The organism is Salinarimonas soli, from assembly GCF_008386575.1.
Taxonomy (GTDB): domain Bacteria; phylum Pseudomonadota; class Alphaproteobacteria; order Rhizobiales; family Beijerinckiaceae; genus Salinarimonas_A; species Salinarimonas_A soli.
In genome coordinates this window covers 64,827-77,707 of record NZ_VUOA01000040.1, presented here as the reverse complement: position 1 = coordinate 77,707, position 12,881 = coordinate 64,827, and the positions used below count along the sequence as shown (strand labels likewise).

The 12,881-nt window shown below is 73.7% G+C and carries 13 protein-coding genes; 10 read left to right on the top strand and 3 right to left on the bottom strand.

Features of this window, described 5'->3' with window-relative positions:
• The first annotated feature begins 75 nt into the window (after nucleotides 1–75).
• Genes F0L46_RS21695 through F0L46_RS21665 form a run of 7 tightly spaced genes read left to right on the top strand, consistent with a single transcriptional unit; the run spans nucleotide 76 to nucleotide 7,176 of the window.
• Nucleotides 76–420, top strand: a complete 345-nt coding sequence (locus F0L46_RS21695; RefSeq protein WP_240540097.1) for a DUF952 domain-containing protein — start codon at nucleotides 76–78, stop codon at nucleotides 418–420.
• Nucleotides 417–1,487, top strand: coding sequence for a quinone-dependent dihydroorotate dehydrogenase (locus F0L46_RS21690; protein WP_149821509.1), 1,071 nt, complete (start codon nucleotides 417–419; stop codon nucleotides 1,485–1,487). The genes F0L46_RS21695 and F0L46_RS21690 overlap by 4 nt, the downstream gene beginning before the upstream one ends.
• Before the next feature lie 56 nt (nucleotides 1,488–1,543).
• Entirely contained in the window at nucleotides 1,544–2,908 is a 1,365-nt protein-coding gene (locus tag F0L46_RS21685; protein WP_149821507.1) for a protein kinase domain-containing protein, read from the top strand.
• Nucleotides 2,905–3,903: a PP2C family serine/threonine-protein phosphatase gene (locus F0L46_RS21680; RefSeq protein ID WP_188312082.1), complete on the top strand. Its 999-nt coding sequence runs from the start codon at nucleotides 2,905–2,907 to the stop codon at nucleotides 3,901–3,903. Before F0L46_RS21685 ends, F0L46_RS21680 begins: the two co-directional genes overlap by 4 nt.
• Entirely contained in the window at nucleotides 3,900–5,354 is a 1,455-nt protein-coding gene (locus F0L46_RS21675; RefSeq protein ID WP_149821503.1) for a PrsW family intramembrane metalloprotease, read from the top strand. The genes F0L46_RS21680 and F0L46_RS21675 overlap by 4 nt, the downstream gene beginning before the upstream one ends.
• A gap of 7 nt (nucleotides 5,355–5,361) precedes the next feature.
• Complete coding sequence (locus F0L46_RS21670; RefSeq protein ID WP_149821501.1) at nucleotides 5,362–6,048, top strand: vWA domain-containing protein; 687 nt, start codon at nucleotides 5,362–5,364, stop codon at nucleotides 6,046–6,048.
• 12 nt (nucleotides 6,049–6,060) lie between these two features.
• Nucleotides 6,061–7,176: a hypothetical protein gene (locus F0L46_RS21665; protein WP_149821499.1), complete on the top strand. Its 1,116-nt coding sequence runs from the start codon at nucleotides 6,061–6,063 to the stop codon at nucleotides 7,174–7,176.
• An 8-nt stretch (nucleotides 7,177–7,184) separates the two neighbouring features.
• Here F0L46_RS21665 and F0L46_RS21660 read toward each other — a convergent pair whose 3' ends face one another.
• The 3 genes from F0L46_RS21660 to F0L46_RS21650 all read right to left on the bottom strand — a co-directional run bounded on the left by F0L46_RS21660 (nucleotide 7,185) and on the right by F0L46_RS21650 (nucleotide 9,961).
• On the bottom strand, nucleotides 7,185–7,802 hold the full coding sequence (locus F0L46_RS21660; RefSeq protein WP_149821497.1) for a DedA family protein: 618 nt from the start codon (nucleotides 7,800–7,802) through the stop codon (nucleotides 7,185–7,187).
• A 101-nt stretch (nucleotides 7,803–7,903) separates the two neighbouring features.
• Entirely contained in the window at nucleotides 7,904–9,187 is a 1,284-nt protein-coding gene (locus tag F0L46_RS21655; protein WP_149821496.1) for an ArgE/DapE family deacylase, read from the bottom strand.
• 54 nt (nucleotides 9,188–9,241) lie between these two features.
• Nucleotides 9,242–9,961, bottom strand: coding sequence for a hypothetical protein (locus tag F0L46_RS21650; RefSeq protein WP_149821494.1), 720 nt, complete (start codon nucleotides 9,959–9,961; stop codon nucleotides 9,242–9,244).
• Nucleotides 9,962–10,208: 247 nt separating this feature from the next.
• On the opposite strand from F0L46_RS21650, the gene cpaB reads away from it, so the two are divergent.
• From cpaB to F0L46_RS21635, 3 genes are read left to right on the top strand one after another with little or no spacing between them, the layout of a single operon-like run.
• A complete protein-coding gene (cpaB, locus tag F0L46_RS21645; protein ID WP_149821492.1) occupies nucleotides 10,209–11,084 on the top strand; it encodes a Flp pilus assembly protein CpaB in 876 nt (291 codons plus the stop codon).
• Nucleotides 11,081–12,589 carry a type II and III secretion system protein family protein gene (locus F0L46_RS21640; protein WP_149821490.1) on the top strand — a complete coding sequence of 503 codons (1,509 nt, stop codon included), beginning with the start codon at nucleotides 11,081–11,083 and terminating at the stop codon, nucleotides 12,587–12,589. Before cpaB ends, F0L46_RS21640 begins: the two co-directional genes overlap by 4 nt.
• Nucleotides 12,579–12,875: a hypothetical protein gene (locus F0L46_RS21635; RefSeq protein WP_149821488.1), complete on the top strand. Its 297-nt coding sequence runs from the start codon at nucleotides 12,579–12,581 to the stop codon at nucleotides 12,873–12,875. Before F0L46_RS21640 ends, F0L46_RS21635 begins: the two co-directional genes overlap by 11 nt.
• Nucleotides 12,876–12,881: the final 6 nt, after the last annotated feature.

The window sequence follows — 12,881 nt, the reverse complement described above, 5'->3', positions numbered from 1 at the left end:
ATTATCGCCGTCATGGGCCCGTTGCGTCGACCGTGCGCCCTCTTTATGCCTGCGGCGAACCTGAGGGGGCCGGCGATGGGCGTCATCTACAAGATCTCTCCCGAGGCCTCCTGGCGCGAGGCCGAGCGGGCGGGCCTCTTCGCGGGCGCGCCCGTCGATCTCGCCGACGGCTACATCCATTTCTCCACGGGCGAGCAGGCGCGCGAGACCGCGGCCCGGCACTTCGCAGGCCAGGAGAACCTCGTCCTGGTAGCGGTCGACGCCGCGCGCCTGGGCGAGGCCCTGCGCTGGGAGCCCTCCCGCGGCGGCGCGCTCTTCCCCCACCTCTACGGCCCGCTCCCCATGGCGGCCGTGCTCTGGGTCCGCCCGCTGCCGCTCGGAGCCGGCGGCGCGCATCTCTTCCCGGAGGACATGGCGTGATCGGCGCGCTCTTTCCCCTCGTCCGCCCCGTCCTGCACGGCCTCGACCCCGAGACCGCCCATGGGGTGACCCTCCAGGCCCTGCGCGTCCTGCCGCCCGGGCGGCCCGCCTCCGACGATCCCCGCCTCGCCGTGGAGGTCCTGGGCCGGCGCTTTCCCAATCCCGTGGGGCTCGCGGCGGGATTCGACAAGCAATGCGAGGTGCCGGACCAATTGCTCGGCGTGGGCTTCGGCTTCGTGGAGCTCGGCGGCGTGGTGCCCGAGCCTCAGGCCGGCAACCCGCGCCCCCGGGTGTTCCGCCTGACCCGCGACCGCGCGATCATCAACCGCTTCGGCCTCAACAGCGACGGCCTCGCCGCGGCCCGCGCGCGGCTGGAGCGGCGGCGCGGCCGGCCGGGGATCGTCGGCGTCAACATCGGCGCCAACAAGGACTCGGGCGACCGCCTCGCCGATTACGCGCGCTGCGTCCGGGAGCTCGGGGGCCTCGTCGACTTCCTCACCGTGAACGTCTCCTCGCCCAACACCCCGGGCCTGCGCGATCTCCAGGGCGAGGCCTTCCTCGACGACCTGCTCGCCCGGGCCGTGGAGGCCCGCGACGCGACGGCGCCGGGCACCGCGATCCTGCTCAAGATCGCCCCCGACATCGACCTGCCCTTCCTCGACGCCCTCGTCGAGGTGGCGCTCCGGCGCCGGGTCGACGCCCTCGTGGTGGCCAACACCACGGTCGCCCGCCCGGCCACCCTCGCCGAGGCGGCGCTCGCCCGCGAGACCGGCGGCCTGTCGGGCCGGCCGCTCTTCGCCCCCTCCACCCGCCTCCTGGCCCAGGCCTATCTGCGCGTCGGCGACCGCCTGCCGCTGGTGGGCGTCGGCGGGGTGGACTCGGGCGAGGCCGCCTTCACGAAGATCCTGGCGGGGGCGAGCCTCGTGCAGCTCTACACCGCGCTGGTCTACGAGGGGCCGGGGCTCGTCGCGGCGATCAAGCGCGATCTCCTGCGCCGCGTGGCGGCCGAGGGCGCCCCCTCCCTCATGGCGCTGCGGGGCCGCGACGCCGCCGCGCTGGCGGCTTGACCCGACGATCGGGGCGGTTTCAAGCTGCTCGCCGGCAGGGGGGGAGGTCGGGCGTCGTGGCGGATGGGATGGCGGTCTCGCAACTCCGGGAGGGGACGCCCTTCCGCCTGCGGGCGAGCGGGCTTGCCGGCACCGTCGGCGCGCTCATCGGCGCGGGCGGGCAGGGCGCGGCCTATCACGCCAGCATCGGCGGCAAGCCCTTCGTCCTGAAATGGTATCACCCGCACGTGCTGGAGGCCGATACGCGCCTGCCCGGCCGCATCGCCCGCGCCGTGGAGCGCGGCTCGCCCGATCCGCGCTTCCTCTGGCCCATCGATCTCGTCGAGGTGAGCGGGCGCGAGGGCCTGGGCCACCTCATGGCCCTGCGCCCGCCGCGCTTCCGGGGCCTTCGCGACCTCATCGCCGCGCCCCCGGCCCGCATCGACCCGCCTCTCGTCGTGCGCGCGCGCACGTGCCTGTCGCTCGCCGAGAGCTTCCTGCATCTCCATGCGAAAGGCCTGTGCTACCAGGACATCAACTTCGGTGCGGTGTTCATCGAGCCCTCCAGCGGCGAGATCTGCATCTGCGACAACGACAACGTCGACGTGAACGGGGCCCCGGCTTCCGTCTACGGCACCAAGAAGTTCATGGCGCCCGAGATCGTGCGTGGGGAGCGCATGCCGGACGCCGGGACCGACCTCTACTCGATGGCCGTGATGTTCTTCTACGTCCTGCACGCCTGGCATCCCCTCGAGGGCCGCGCCGAATACGAGGTGGCCCTCATGGATGCCGAGGAGGAGATGCGCCTCTACGGCACGCAGCCCCGCTTCATGTTCGATCCGGCCGACGCCTCGAACGGCCCCGTCGCGGGCTTCCACGACGCGATCGTGCGGCGCTGGCGCTCCCTGTCGGAGGGCGTGCGCCGCCTTTTCGTCCAGGCCTTCACGGCGGGCCTGCGGCCGGGGCCCGCGGGCCGCGTGATCGAGACCCAATGGCGCGCGGCCCTCGCCCGCATGGCCGATTCGATCCTCGCCTGCCCGGCCTGCGGCTACGAGCACGCCCTCGACGCGGAGGACGCCGACCCCGATCCCCGCCGCTTCGCCTGCGTGGCCTGCGGCGCCGAGGTGCCCCTGCCGCCGCGCCTGCTGCTCGGCCGCGACGCCGTGGTGCTGTGCCAGGGCGCGCAGCTCCACGCCCACCACCTCGACCCCGCCCGCCCCTTCGTCTACGGCGAGCCCCTGGCCCGGGTGGAGGCCCATCCCGCCGACCCCGCCGTCACGGGATTGCGCAACCTTACCGCCGACACCTGGACCTCGCGCCTGCCCGACGGCACGGGCGCGGCCGTGCCCCCGGGGCGCACCATCCGCCTCGTGGACGGGCTGGAGGTGGATTTCGGCCGGCGGCGGGGCACGGTGGCGGCGGGGCAGAGCCCGACCCGATGAGCGACGCTCCCTTGCCCGCAAGCCTCTGGTCCGTCGGCGGCGCCTCGGTGCCCGGCGCCTCGCATCTGCGCCGGGGCGCTCCGAACCAGGACGCTATCGCCTACGCGCCTTCGGACGGGACGGGCCGGGTCGCGATCCTCGCCGTCGCCGACGGCCACGGCAGCGCCGCCCATCCCCGCAGCGCGAGCGGGTCGCGCATCGCGGTGGACGCGGCGCGGGACGTGCTCGGGGAGGCGCTCGCCGACGAGGCGGCGCCGCTGCCCGATCCCATGGTGCTCGGCACCCGGATGGTGCGGCTGTGGCGCGAGCGCGTGGGCGCGCATCTCGTCCGCCATCCCTGCCATCCCCACGAGGTCCGGACGGGCGATCCCCTCCATCTCTACGGCACCACCCTCATCGCCGCCGCGGCGACCCCCCGGGGCCTGCTCCTGCTCCAGCTCGGCGACGGCGACCTCGTGGTGCGCTTCGCCGACGGGCGCGTCGAGCGCCCCCTGCCCGAGGACAGGGGCCTCGTGGGCGACCAGACCTATTCCCTGTGCCTGCCCAACGCCGAGCGGCGCCTGCGCACCGCCATCATCCCCGACCCGGCGGCGATCGACTTCCTGATGCTCTCCACCGACGGCCTCTCGAAATCCTTCGCCCACGAGGCCGACTTCCTGCGTCTCGCCGGCACCTGGAGCCTCTCGCTCCAGACCATCGGCCTCGGCGGCGTGCTCGCCGCCCTGCCCGGCTGGCTCGCCGCGGCGTCCGAGCGCGGCAGCGGCGACGACATGACCCTCGGCTTCCTGCTGCGCACCGCTCCGAGCCCCGGCGCCGAGGCGCGAAAGCCCGGCATCCGCGAGCGCCTCGCGGGCCTGTCGCCCCGCGCGGGCCCCCTCGCGCGGCTGGCGCTGGCCGTCATCGAGCGCCTGCACGGGCGCCGCCCGCCAGAACCCTGCCCCGGCCCGGCGCGGCCGGCGCCCATCCTGACTGCCCTGACGGGGGATCCGAGATGAAGATCGATCCGAACATGCCGCCCCTGCCGCGGGACCACGCCGCTCCGTCCCTTTCGGAGATCGTGCCCTTCAGCTCGCGCAACATCTCCTTGCGCAAGAGCGGCTTCCTGGCCCCGGGCCTCGCCACCGTGCTCCTGTGCGTCTACCTGTTCTCGCTGTCGAGCGCGACGCAATACGCCCAGCTCCTGAGCTTCGGCCGGGCGGTGGGCTTCTACATCCTCTTCATGATCTTCTGGCTGGTCTACGCCTATTCGGGCAGCCGCAAGCCGCTCTGGGCGTTCCTGGCCCCCGCCCTGCTCACGGCGATCCTCATGGAGACGCCGATCTGGACCGGGATCGCCGCCCTGTTCCGCGACGTGCTGCCCGGCGGCAAGGTACCCGACGCCGCGCCCTTCACGGCCCAGTTCAAGTCGATGTTCTTCGGCGCCGGCCTGCCGGAGGAGCTGTTCAAGGCCCTGCCGCTCTTCCTCGGCATCGGCATCGCCCTGTGGCTCCAGGCCCGCCCGGCGGCGCCGGGAATGCGCGGGCGCATCCTCGACGGCCTCGCCGTCCGCACGCCCCTCGACGGTGTCCTGGTGGGGCTCGCCTGCGGGGCGGCCTTCATCGCCATGGAGACGTTCTTCGAATACTACACCAACCAGATCCAGCGCGTGTCGCGGGCCACCAGCAGCGACAGCCTCGGCTTCCTCTTCGGCCTCCAGCTCCTCATCCCCCGCACCCTCCAGAGCCTGTCGGGCCACATGGGCTGGTCGGCGATCATGGGCTATTTCGTCGGCCTCGCCTTCGCGCGCCGGCGCATGCTCGTGCCCCTCATCCTCGGCGGCTGGCTCGCGGCCTCCCTGGTGCACGGGCTGTGGAACTCGGTGGGCCACGTCTCCCCGGTGCTGTACTACGCCGTGGCGGTCTTCGGCTTCGTGCTCTTCCTCGCCTGCCTCATGAAGGCCAAGCAGCTCGAGCCCTCCTTCACGGGCCAGGCGATGGCGAGCACGGGCTCCATCGTGGTGGGCGTCGCCCCCCGTCCCGCGGCCCCGCCGCGGCCTGCCCCCACTCCGGTGGCGCCCCCGATGCCGGCACCGCCTGCCCCGCCGGTGCCCCCCATGCCGCCCGCCCCCGTGCCGATCGCGGTTGCCGACACCCTCCCGGTGCTGGCGCCCTATTCCCTGCTCGTCGAGGGCGAGGTCGTGCCGCTCGCGGGCGGCGCCCACCTCGACCTGAGCGCCCTGCCGGGTCTCGGGGGCCGCGGCGCCGGCATCGTCGGCGAGGTCACCACACATCCGGCGGACCCCACCGTGCTCGGCCTCAAGAACCTGAGCGGGCGGCCCTGGCGCGCGGTCGCGGCCGACGGGACGGCGCAGGAGGTGCCGCCCGACCGCAACCTGCGCCTGGGCGCCGGCACCCGCATCGCCTTCGGCCCCCTCTCCGGCGACATCCGCCAGAACCAGACCGCGTGAGCGTCCCATGACCCTTCCCGATATCGAGACCGCCGGCCTCAGCCACCGGCAGCTCAACTTCTTCCTTGTCGTCGACTGCTCGGGCTCCATGGCAGGCGACAAGATGGCGTCCCTCAACTACGCCCTGCGCGCCGCGCTCCCGGCCATGCGGGAGGCTGCGGCCGACAATCCCGAGACCCGGGTGATGGTGCGGGTGCTGCGCTTCTCCACCGGCGCCGCCTGGCACGTGGAGCCCACCCCCGTCGAGGCCGTGGAATGGGGGGACCTCCAGGCCGACGGCGAGACCCACATGGGCGCCGCGCTCTCGCTTCTCGCCGGAGCCCTGACGCCCGAGGGCATGCCCGGGCGCCAGCTGCCGCCCGTGGTGGTGCTCGTCTCCGACGGCCAGCCCACCGACACGTTCGAGGACGGCCTCGCCCGGCTCATGGCGAGCCCCTACGGTCGCAAGGCGATCCGCATCGCCATCGCGATCGGGGCCGACGCGGATCTCGACGTCCTCACCCGCTTCATCGGCCACCCCGAGTTCCGCCCGCTCCAGGCTCACAACGCCGAGAGCCTCGTGAACCGCATCAAGTGGGCCACCACGGCCCCCGTGCGGTCGGTCTCGACGCCGGTGACGGGGGCAACCCCCATGGAGCGCCTCGCCCAGGAGGCGCCCGCCGCGCCCCCGCCCGCCGACGCCATGGTCTGGTAGGACGCAGGTCCCGTGACCGCCCCCCTCGCCGACGCTCTGCCCCCCGACGAGCGGCTCCACGCGGTGCTCCGCGACCTGCGGGCGCGCTTTGGCGAGGACCTGCTCGGTGATCGCCGCCGCCTCGTGAGCCTGCTCGGCGACCACGTGCCGGAGGCGCGCCGCGAGATCCGCCTCATCGGGCTCAGCCTCGACGACGGGCTGCCCGCGGTGCTGCGCCGCCTGCCGCCTGAGCAGCTGCCGCTCCAGGTCCATACCCTCGCGACCCGGCTCGAGACGCAATACGGGATCGGCGGCGCCTATGCCCGCTGGGTGGTGGCCTTCTGGCTCAAGGCGTTCGCCCTCGATCCGCCCGCAGGTTTCGAGGCGGGACCCTGCGCCCCCGGCGAGAGCCCCCCGGCGCCGCCGGAGCGGACGGCGCCCATGGCCCCGCCTCCGCCAGCAGGCCCTTCAGGCAGCGGAGTGCAGCCTCGCACTTCTCCTGTCACAGGCCTGTTTCGGGATAAGCGCGCGCTTGCACTCGGGGGCGTTCTGGCCGTCGTGGGCCTGGGTTTGGGCCTCGGCGCCCTCTCCTCGGGCGCCACGCCGCCGCCCGAGCCGCAGGCGGTCGCCGCCGCACCCCCTGCCCCGACCGCGCCCATCGTCCGCGCCGAAATCGCCGCCCCAGCCCCGGCTCCGGCGGTCTCCCGCGCAGAACCTGCCCCGCCCGTGGAGGAGGTCTACACGGCACTGGGGGCCGCCCAGGGTGCCCGGACGCCCGAGGCTGCCGTCACCCATGTGCCCGGCCGCGTCCTCGTCACGCGCTTCACCGTGCCGGGCAGCCCGATCCGCTACACCGTGACCCTGCGGCCCGAGGCGGCCGCGGCGGACTGGACCGCGATCGACCCGCAGGGGCGGCGCTCGGCCGCGAGCGGCTCGCTGGAGCGCGGCGCCGCGGACGCCGCGGGCGGGGTCTGGGACTGGTCGCGGGTCGCGTGGCGGGGCGAGAACGGGCTGGGGCTCGGCCCCCTATGCCTTGCCGTCCAGGCCGGCCGCGCGGGCGCGCCCTCGAACCCCGACGGCGGCCTCGTCTGCCTCTACGACCACACCTGCGCGGCGGCCTATGGCTGCCTGCGCATGCGCACGCGCTAGCGAACGCCTCACGCCCCCTTGGGGCGCCCACCTTCGGGGCGGAAGGTCACGACGCGGTAGAGGTAGTAGAGCACGATCGCGCCGACGATCACGTTCGAGACGGGCCCGAGCCAAGCCGACACGGTCTCGTACTGGCTTTGCAGGAGATAGCCCGCGCCCGCGAGGAGCGCGGTCCACACGAAGGTGCCGAGCCCCGACCACAGCAGGAACGCGGGCAGGGGCATCGCGACGATCCCCGCCGGCACGGAGATCAGGGTGCGCACGCCCGGCACGAGGCGCCCGAAGAGCACCGCCTTGCCCCCGTGCCGGGTGAAGAACGCCTGCGCGTCGTCGAGATCCGACGGCGACAGGGTGAGCCAGCGCCCGTGCCGGGCCGCGAGGCGCTTGAGGCGCTCGAGGCCGAGCCAGCGGCCGATGCCGTACCAGAGAAGCCCGCCCGCGAGCGAGCCGATCCCGCCCGCGACGATCACGCCGACGAGGCCGAGCTGGCCGCGCGCCGCCGTGAAGCCGGCCAGCGGCATGATGAGCTCGGAGGGGATGGGCGGAAAGACGTTCTCCAGCAGCATGAGCAGCGCGATGCCGATATACCCGCTGCTCTCCACCAGGCCCGTGATCCACTCGAACATGCCCGCTCCCGTCGCCGTCCCCGGGGCGGGAACGGGGAGCGGGCGCTCCCGTTCCCGTCAGGCTTCGCGGGCGGGCATGCGCGACGGGCGGGGGCGCGCCGTCAGACCGGCTCGACCCCGCACCATTCGGCGACGAAGAGCGCCATGGCGGCGGTGATCCGCTTCAGCGAGGCGAGGTCCACCCGCTCGTCGTAGCCGTGGATGTTCTGCCCCACGGGGCCGTAGCAGAGCGCGGGCACCTGGTCGTAGAGGGCGTGGACCCGGGTATCGAGATAGCCCGCGGTCATGAAGCTCTGGAGCGCCCGGCCCGTGGCGGTCTCGTGGGCTCTCCCCAGCACCGCTTCCGCCTCCGAGCCCGGCGCCAGCACGTAGCCCTCGGCGAAGAAGCCGTTGAAGGTCACCCGGGGCGGGTTGTTGGCGAGGAAGGGATCGGCGCGGGAGAAGGCGAGCACCGCTTCCTCGATCGCCCGCGCGCCGTCCGCCGCCGCGATCCCGGGATAAAGCGAGATCCGGCAGTCGAGGCGGCACCAGGCGGGGACGGAGGAGGCCCAGTCGCCGCCCTCGATGCGCCCGACATTGAGGTTGATGGGGTGCGGCTCGCCCTCGAAGTGCTCCCGGCCCGCCCTGTCCTCGTTCCAGCGGGCCTCGAGCTGGCGCAGCGCCCCCACGACCCGGTAGGCCGCGTCGATGGCGTTAGCACCCGCGCCCATCTCGCGCACGTGGACCGGATGGCCGCGCACCTCGACCTGGAACCAGAGCACCCCCGTATTGGCGCGCACCAGCCGCTCGTCCTCGGGCTCGGGGATGAGGACCGCATCGGCCCGGTAGCCCCGCAGATGGGTCATGAGCGCGCCGTTGCCGGTGGATTCCTCCTCCACCACGGACTGCACGTAGACCGTGGCGGCGGGCTGGAGGCCGATGCGGCGCAGGGCGTCGAGGCAGGCGAGGTTCGCGGCGTGGCCCGCCTTCATGTCGGCGCTGCCGCGCCCGTGCATCCAGCCGTCGACGATTACGGGATCGAAGGGGGCGTGGGACCACAGATCCGTGGGCCCGGCGGGCACCACGTCGACATGGGCCTGGAGGATGAGCGAGCGCCCGCGTTCCTCGCGCGGCCGGTGGATCCCCACCACGATGGGCGCTTGCGAGTGGGTCTGCGAGAACGGCGCGCCGCCCGGGTGGCCCGCGATCGCCTCCTGGTCCATGGCGAACCGGTCCATCGCGAAGCCGCGGTCGCGCAGGGCGCGGAAGACGAAATCCTGGATCGCGTGCTCCTCGCCCCGCAGCGAGGGGAACCGGACCAGCGCCTGCGTGAACGCGACCTGCTCGGCGAAACCCTCGGCGACGGCGGCGACGATGCGGTCGCGCAGGGCGGGATCAAGGGGCATCGGCGCTCATCCGGGGTGTGGACGGGCCGATTAGAGGGCGGTGCGGTGCGCCCGTCAATCCACGGCGGAGACGTCGTTCGCCGCGAGCACCCGGGGCGTCTCGCCCGCGCGGCGCACGAGATTGGAGCGCAGCATGCGCTCGGCGAGGTCCGCGCGGCCGATCCGGCAGGTGCCCACCGCCTCATGGGCGCTCTCCAGGCGGTAGCGGCAGGAGAGCGTCCGCCAGCGCGTGGTGAGCTCCAGCACGGTCGCGGCCCGGGCCCGGCAGGGCTCGCGCCGTCCGTCCACCGTGCGGCAGGTCTCGTCCTCGCCGGGCAAGTCGAGGCCCTCGAGCCGGATGCGCAGGGCGCCCCACGCGAGGGTGCGCCCGTCCGCCACCGTGGCGCCGGAGATGTCGGCCTCCTGCCAGCCCAGGGGTACGAGCGGCTGGAACGTACCCGCGAGCCGCAGCGCCGCGCCGGCATCGCCGCCCGCCGCGAACGTGTGCGGCGTGCCGTAGGGCTCGGGCGACAGCGGTCCGGCCGGGGCAGGCTTGGCCGCGCTCGCACCCGGCTGCCCGAGGCGGCTTGCGTCCTTGACGGCGGCGGGTGCCGCGGGCGCGGCGCCCCGGGCCGCCTCGACGGGCGAGCCCATCCCGGCGAGCCCGACGGCAAGCCCGGTGGCCGCCGCCAGGACGAGGGCGGCTCGCCCCACGATCCCGACCGCCTCGCGCGACCGGTCGGGCCATCGCCGTCCCGTGTCCCACACCGCTCCGTTGACGCGAATTCTGGCCATGACACCCAGCCTTGCAATAGTCATGGATGATAGAAGCAGGATGATTTCTACGTTTACATAAAGAACAAAGTAAAAGTTTTGCCAAAGCCGAATTAACCGATGCTTAAGCATGCACCCCGCGCCGGGCCGGGAAAGGTTTGGTTCATAGTAGCGGTAACTCGCGAAAACGATTCACCCCCGATTCACGACCTTGCGGGCTTTCTGGACGGACCAAGGGAACGAACCCCGTCGACCGCAGGACCACTGCATGCGCTCCAAGACCCTCGTGATGATCGCGCTCGCCGCCGTCTTCGGCTTCGTGGCGATCTTCGCCGGCCAGAAGTGGCTCGACCGCCAGTCCGGGCAGCGGCTGCGGGAGATGCAGGTGGTGGCGGCGCGCCCCGCGGCGCCGACCGCGACCCTCGTCGTGGCGGCCCTGCCGCTGCGCTGGGGCACCGAGATCACCCGCCAGCACCTGCGCGAGGTGGCCTGGCCCGGCGACGCTCTGCCCAAAGGCGCTTTCGCGCGCATCGACGACGTGCTCGACGGCCGCAACCGCCGCGTCGCCCTCTCGGCCATGGAGGAGAACGAGCCCCTTCTCGCCGCCAAGGTGACGGGCCCGGGCGGGCGCGCCTCGCTCGCGGCGGTGCTCGGCGAGGGGATGAAGGCCGCGACCGTGCGCGTCAACGACGTGCTCGGCGTCGCGGGCTTCGTCCTGCCCGGCGACCGGGTCGACGTGATGCTGACCCGCGTCCTCGACAAGGGCGAGGCCTTCTCCGACGTGATCGCCCAGAGCGTGCGGGTGCTCGCCGTCGACCAGACCGCCGACGAGCGCTCCGACAAGCCCGCCGTGGTGAAGGCCGTCACCCTGGAGGTGACCACCGCCCAGGCCCAGAAGGTCACGCTCGCCACGGCTGTCGGCACGCTCTCGCTCGCCATGCGCTCCCCGGGCGCCCCCGAGGGCGAGGGCGTCCAGCGCGTGAGCCTCGACGATCTCGGCCGCCCCCTGCCCCGCGAGGCCGACAAGCCCGCGCCGGGCGCGGTCATGACCTCCCTCTCCGCCGAGCGGACCAACGCGGCGGTGGGCGTGACGCGCGCCCTCAAGCGCCAGGAATACAGCGTCCCCGTCGACGCGAAGCCATGACGGGGCCCCTCGAGACGGGGTCGACGAAGCCGAAACGAGCGTGGGAGTACGAGACCGTGTCGAAGGGTTCTGATCGTCGCCTGGCGGGCCGGCCGAGCCGCCGCTGCCGCCTGGCGCTGGCGCTGGCGCTGATGGCCCCCCTCGTCGGCACGGGGCTCGTCGCCATGGGCTTCGTCGCCAAGGCCCAGGCCCGCACCCTCGTCGTGGAGCTGCGCGAGGACCGGACGGCGGGGGTGCGGGTGGTGCAGGGCAAGTCGCAGAACCTGCGCACGAGCCGCGCCTTCGTCGATCTCGTGGTGGGCGATCCCGACGTCGCCGACGTGATGCCGCTCACCGACCGCACGCTCTACGTGCTCGGGCGCAAGGCCGGCACCACGAACGTCTCCATCTTCGACGCCGAGAAGCGCCTCGTCGGCGTCATCGACGTGGAGGTGGGCCCCGACGCGCCCCGCATCGCCGAGACGATCGAGCGCGAGTCGCCCGCCGCCGAGGCCCGGGTCGGCACCGCCAACGGCCGCGCCGTGCTCTCGGGCACCGTGCCGGACGCGCCCGCCGCCGCCAAGGCCGTCGCGGTCTCCCGCGCCTATGGCGAGGGGGCGGTCAACAATCTCAGGGTCCGCCAGCCGCAGCAGGTGATGCTGGAGGTCCGCTTCGTCGAGGCCTCCCGCAATGCCGGGCGCGAGCTCGGCCTGAGCCTGGAAGCCCAGGGCAAGAACGTCAACGGCCGCAGCGGCTCGCTCCTGCGCGACGTGCTCGTCGGCGCCACCGGCAACACGCCCTTCGGCGCCATGATCGGCCGCATCATCGCGGGCGGGATCCAGGCCGACGTGCTGATCCAGGCCCTGGAGGACCGCGGCCTCGCCCGGCGCCTCGCCGAGCCCAACCTCGTCGCCATGTCGGGCGAGCGGGCGAGCTTCCTGGCGGGCGGCGAGTTCCCCGTGCCCGTGGCGGGCGACCGGGACAAAATCACGGTCGACTACAAGAAGTTCGGTGTCGGCCTCACCTTCCTGCCCACCGTGCTCGAGGACGGGGTCATCAACCTGCGCATCGAGCCCGAGGTGAGCCAGATCGACCCCACCACCGCCGTGCGCACCGCCTCCGTCGCCGTGCCGGGCATCATCGTGCGCCGCGCCAGCACCGTGGTGGAGCTGCGCGACGGCCAGAGCTTCGCCATCGCGGGCCTCCTCCAGAGCTACAGCTCCGAGCAGCAGCAGCAGCTCCCCTGGCTCGGCGACATCCCCATCATCGGCGCCCTGTTCCGCTCCGCCGCCTTCGAGCGCCGGGAGACGGACCTCGCCATCATCGTGACCCCGCGCCTCGTGCGCCCGGCCGCCCCCGGCCAGCGCCTGCGCACCCCCTTCGATACGACCGTGCGCGCCAACGACGCGGAGTTCTTCCTCGCCGGCAAGCAGGAGATCCCCGTGGCCCAGGCGCGCGGCAGCACCGTCTTGCCCGTCTCGGGCCACATCCTCGACCTGCGCCAGGAGGGCAGCCATGTCCGCTAGAATCGTGCTGTGCGGGGGCCTGCTCCTAGGCCTTGCCGCCTGCGTCGACCACACCAGCAGCTACCTGGAGCGCCGGGACACGATCCTGCCGGGCGCCGGCGACGCCGCGCGGGCGAACGCCGCGATCCACACGATCGACCCCTGGCCCCGCGCCTCGGCCGACATCGTGCTCACCTATGACGGCGAGCGGGCGGCCCGGGCCGTGGAGCGCTACCGCACGCGTCCCCTCGACGGCGAGATCGCGGAGCGCACGCCGCCCACGATCCAGCTCCCCGTCGCCCGCTGACGCCCG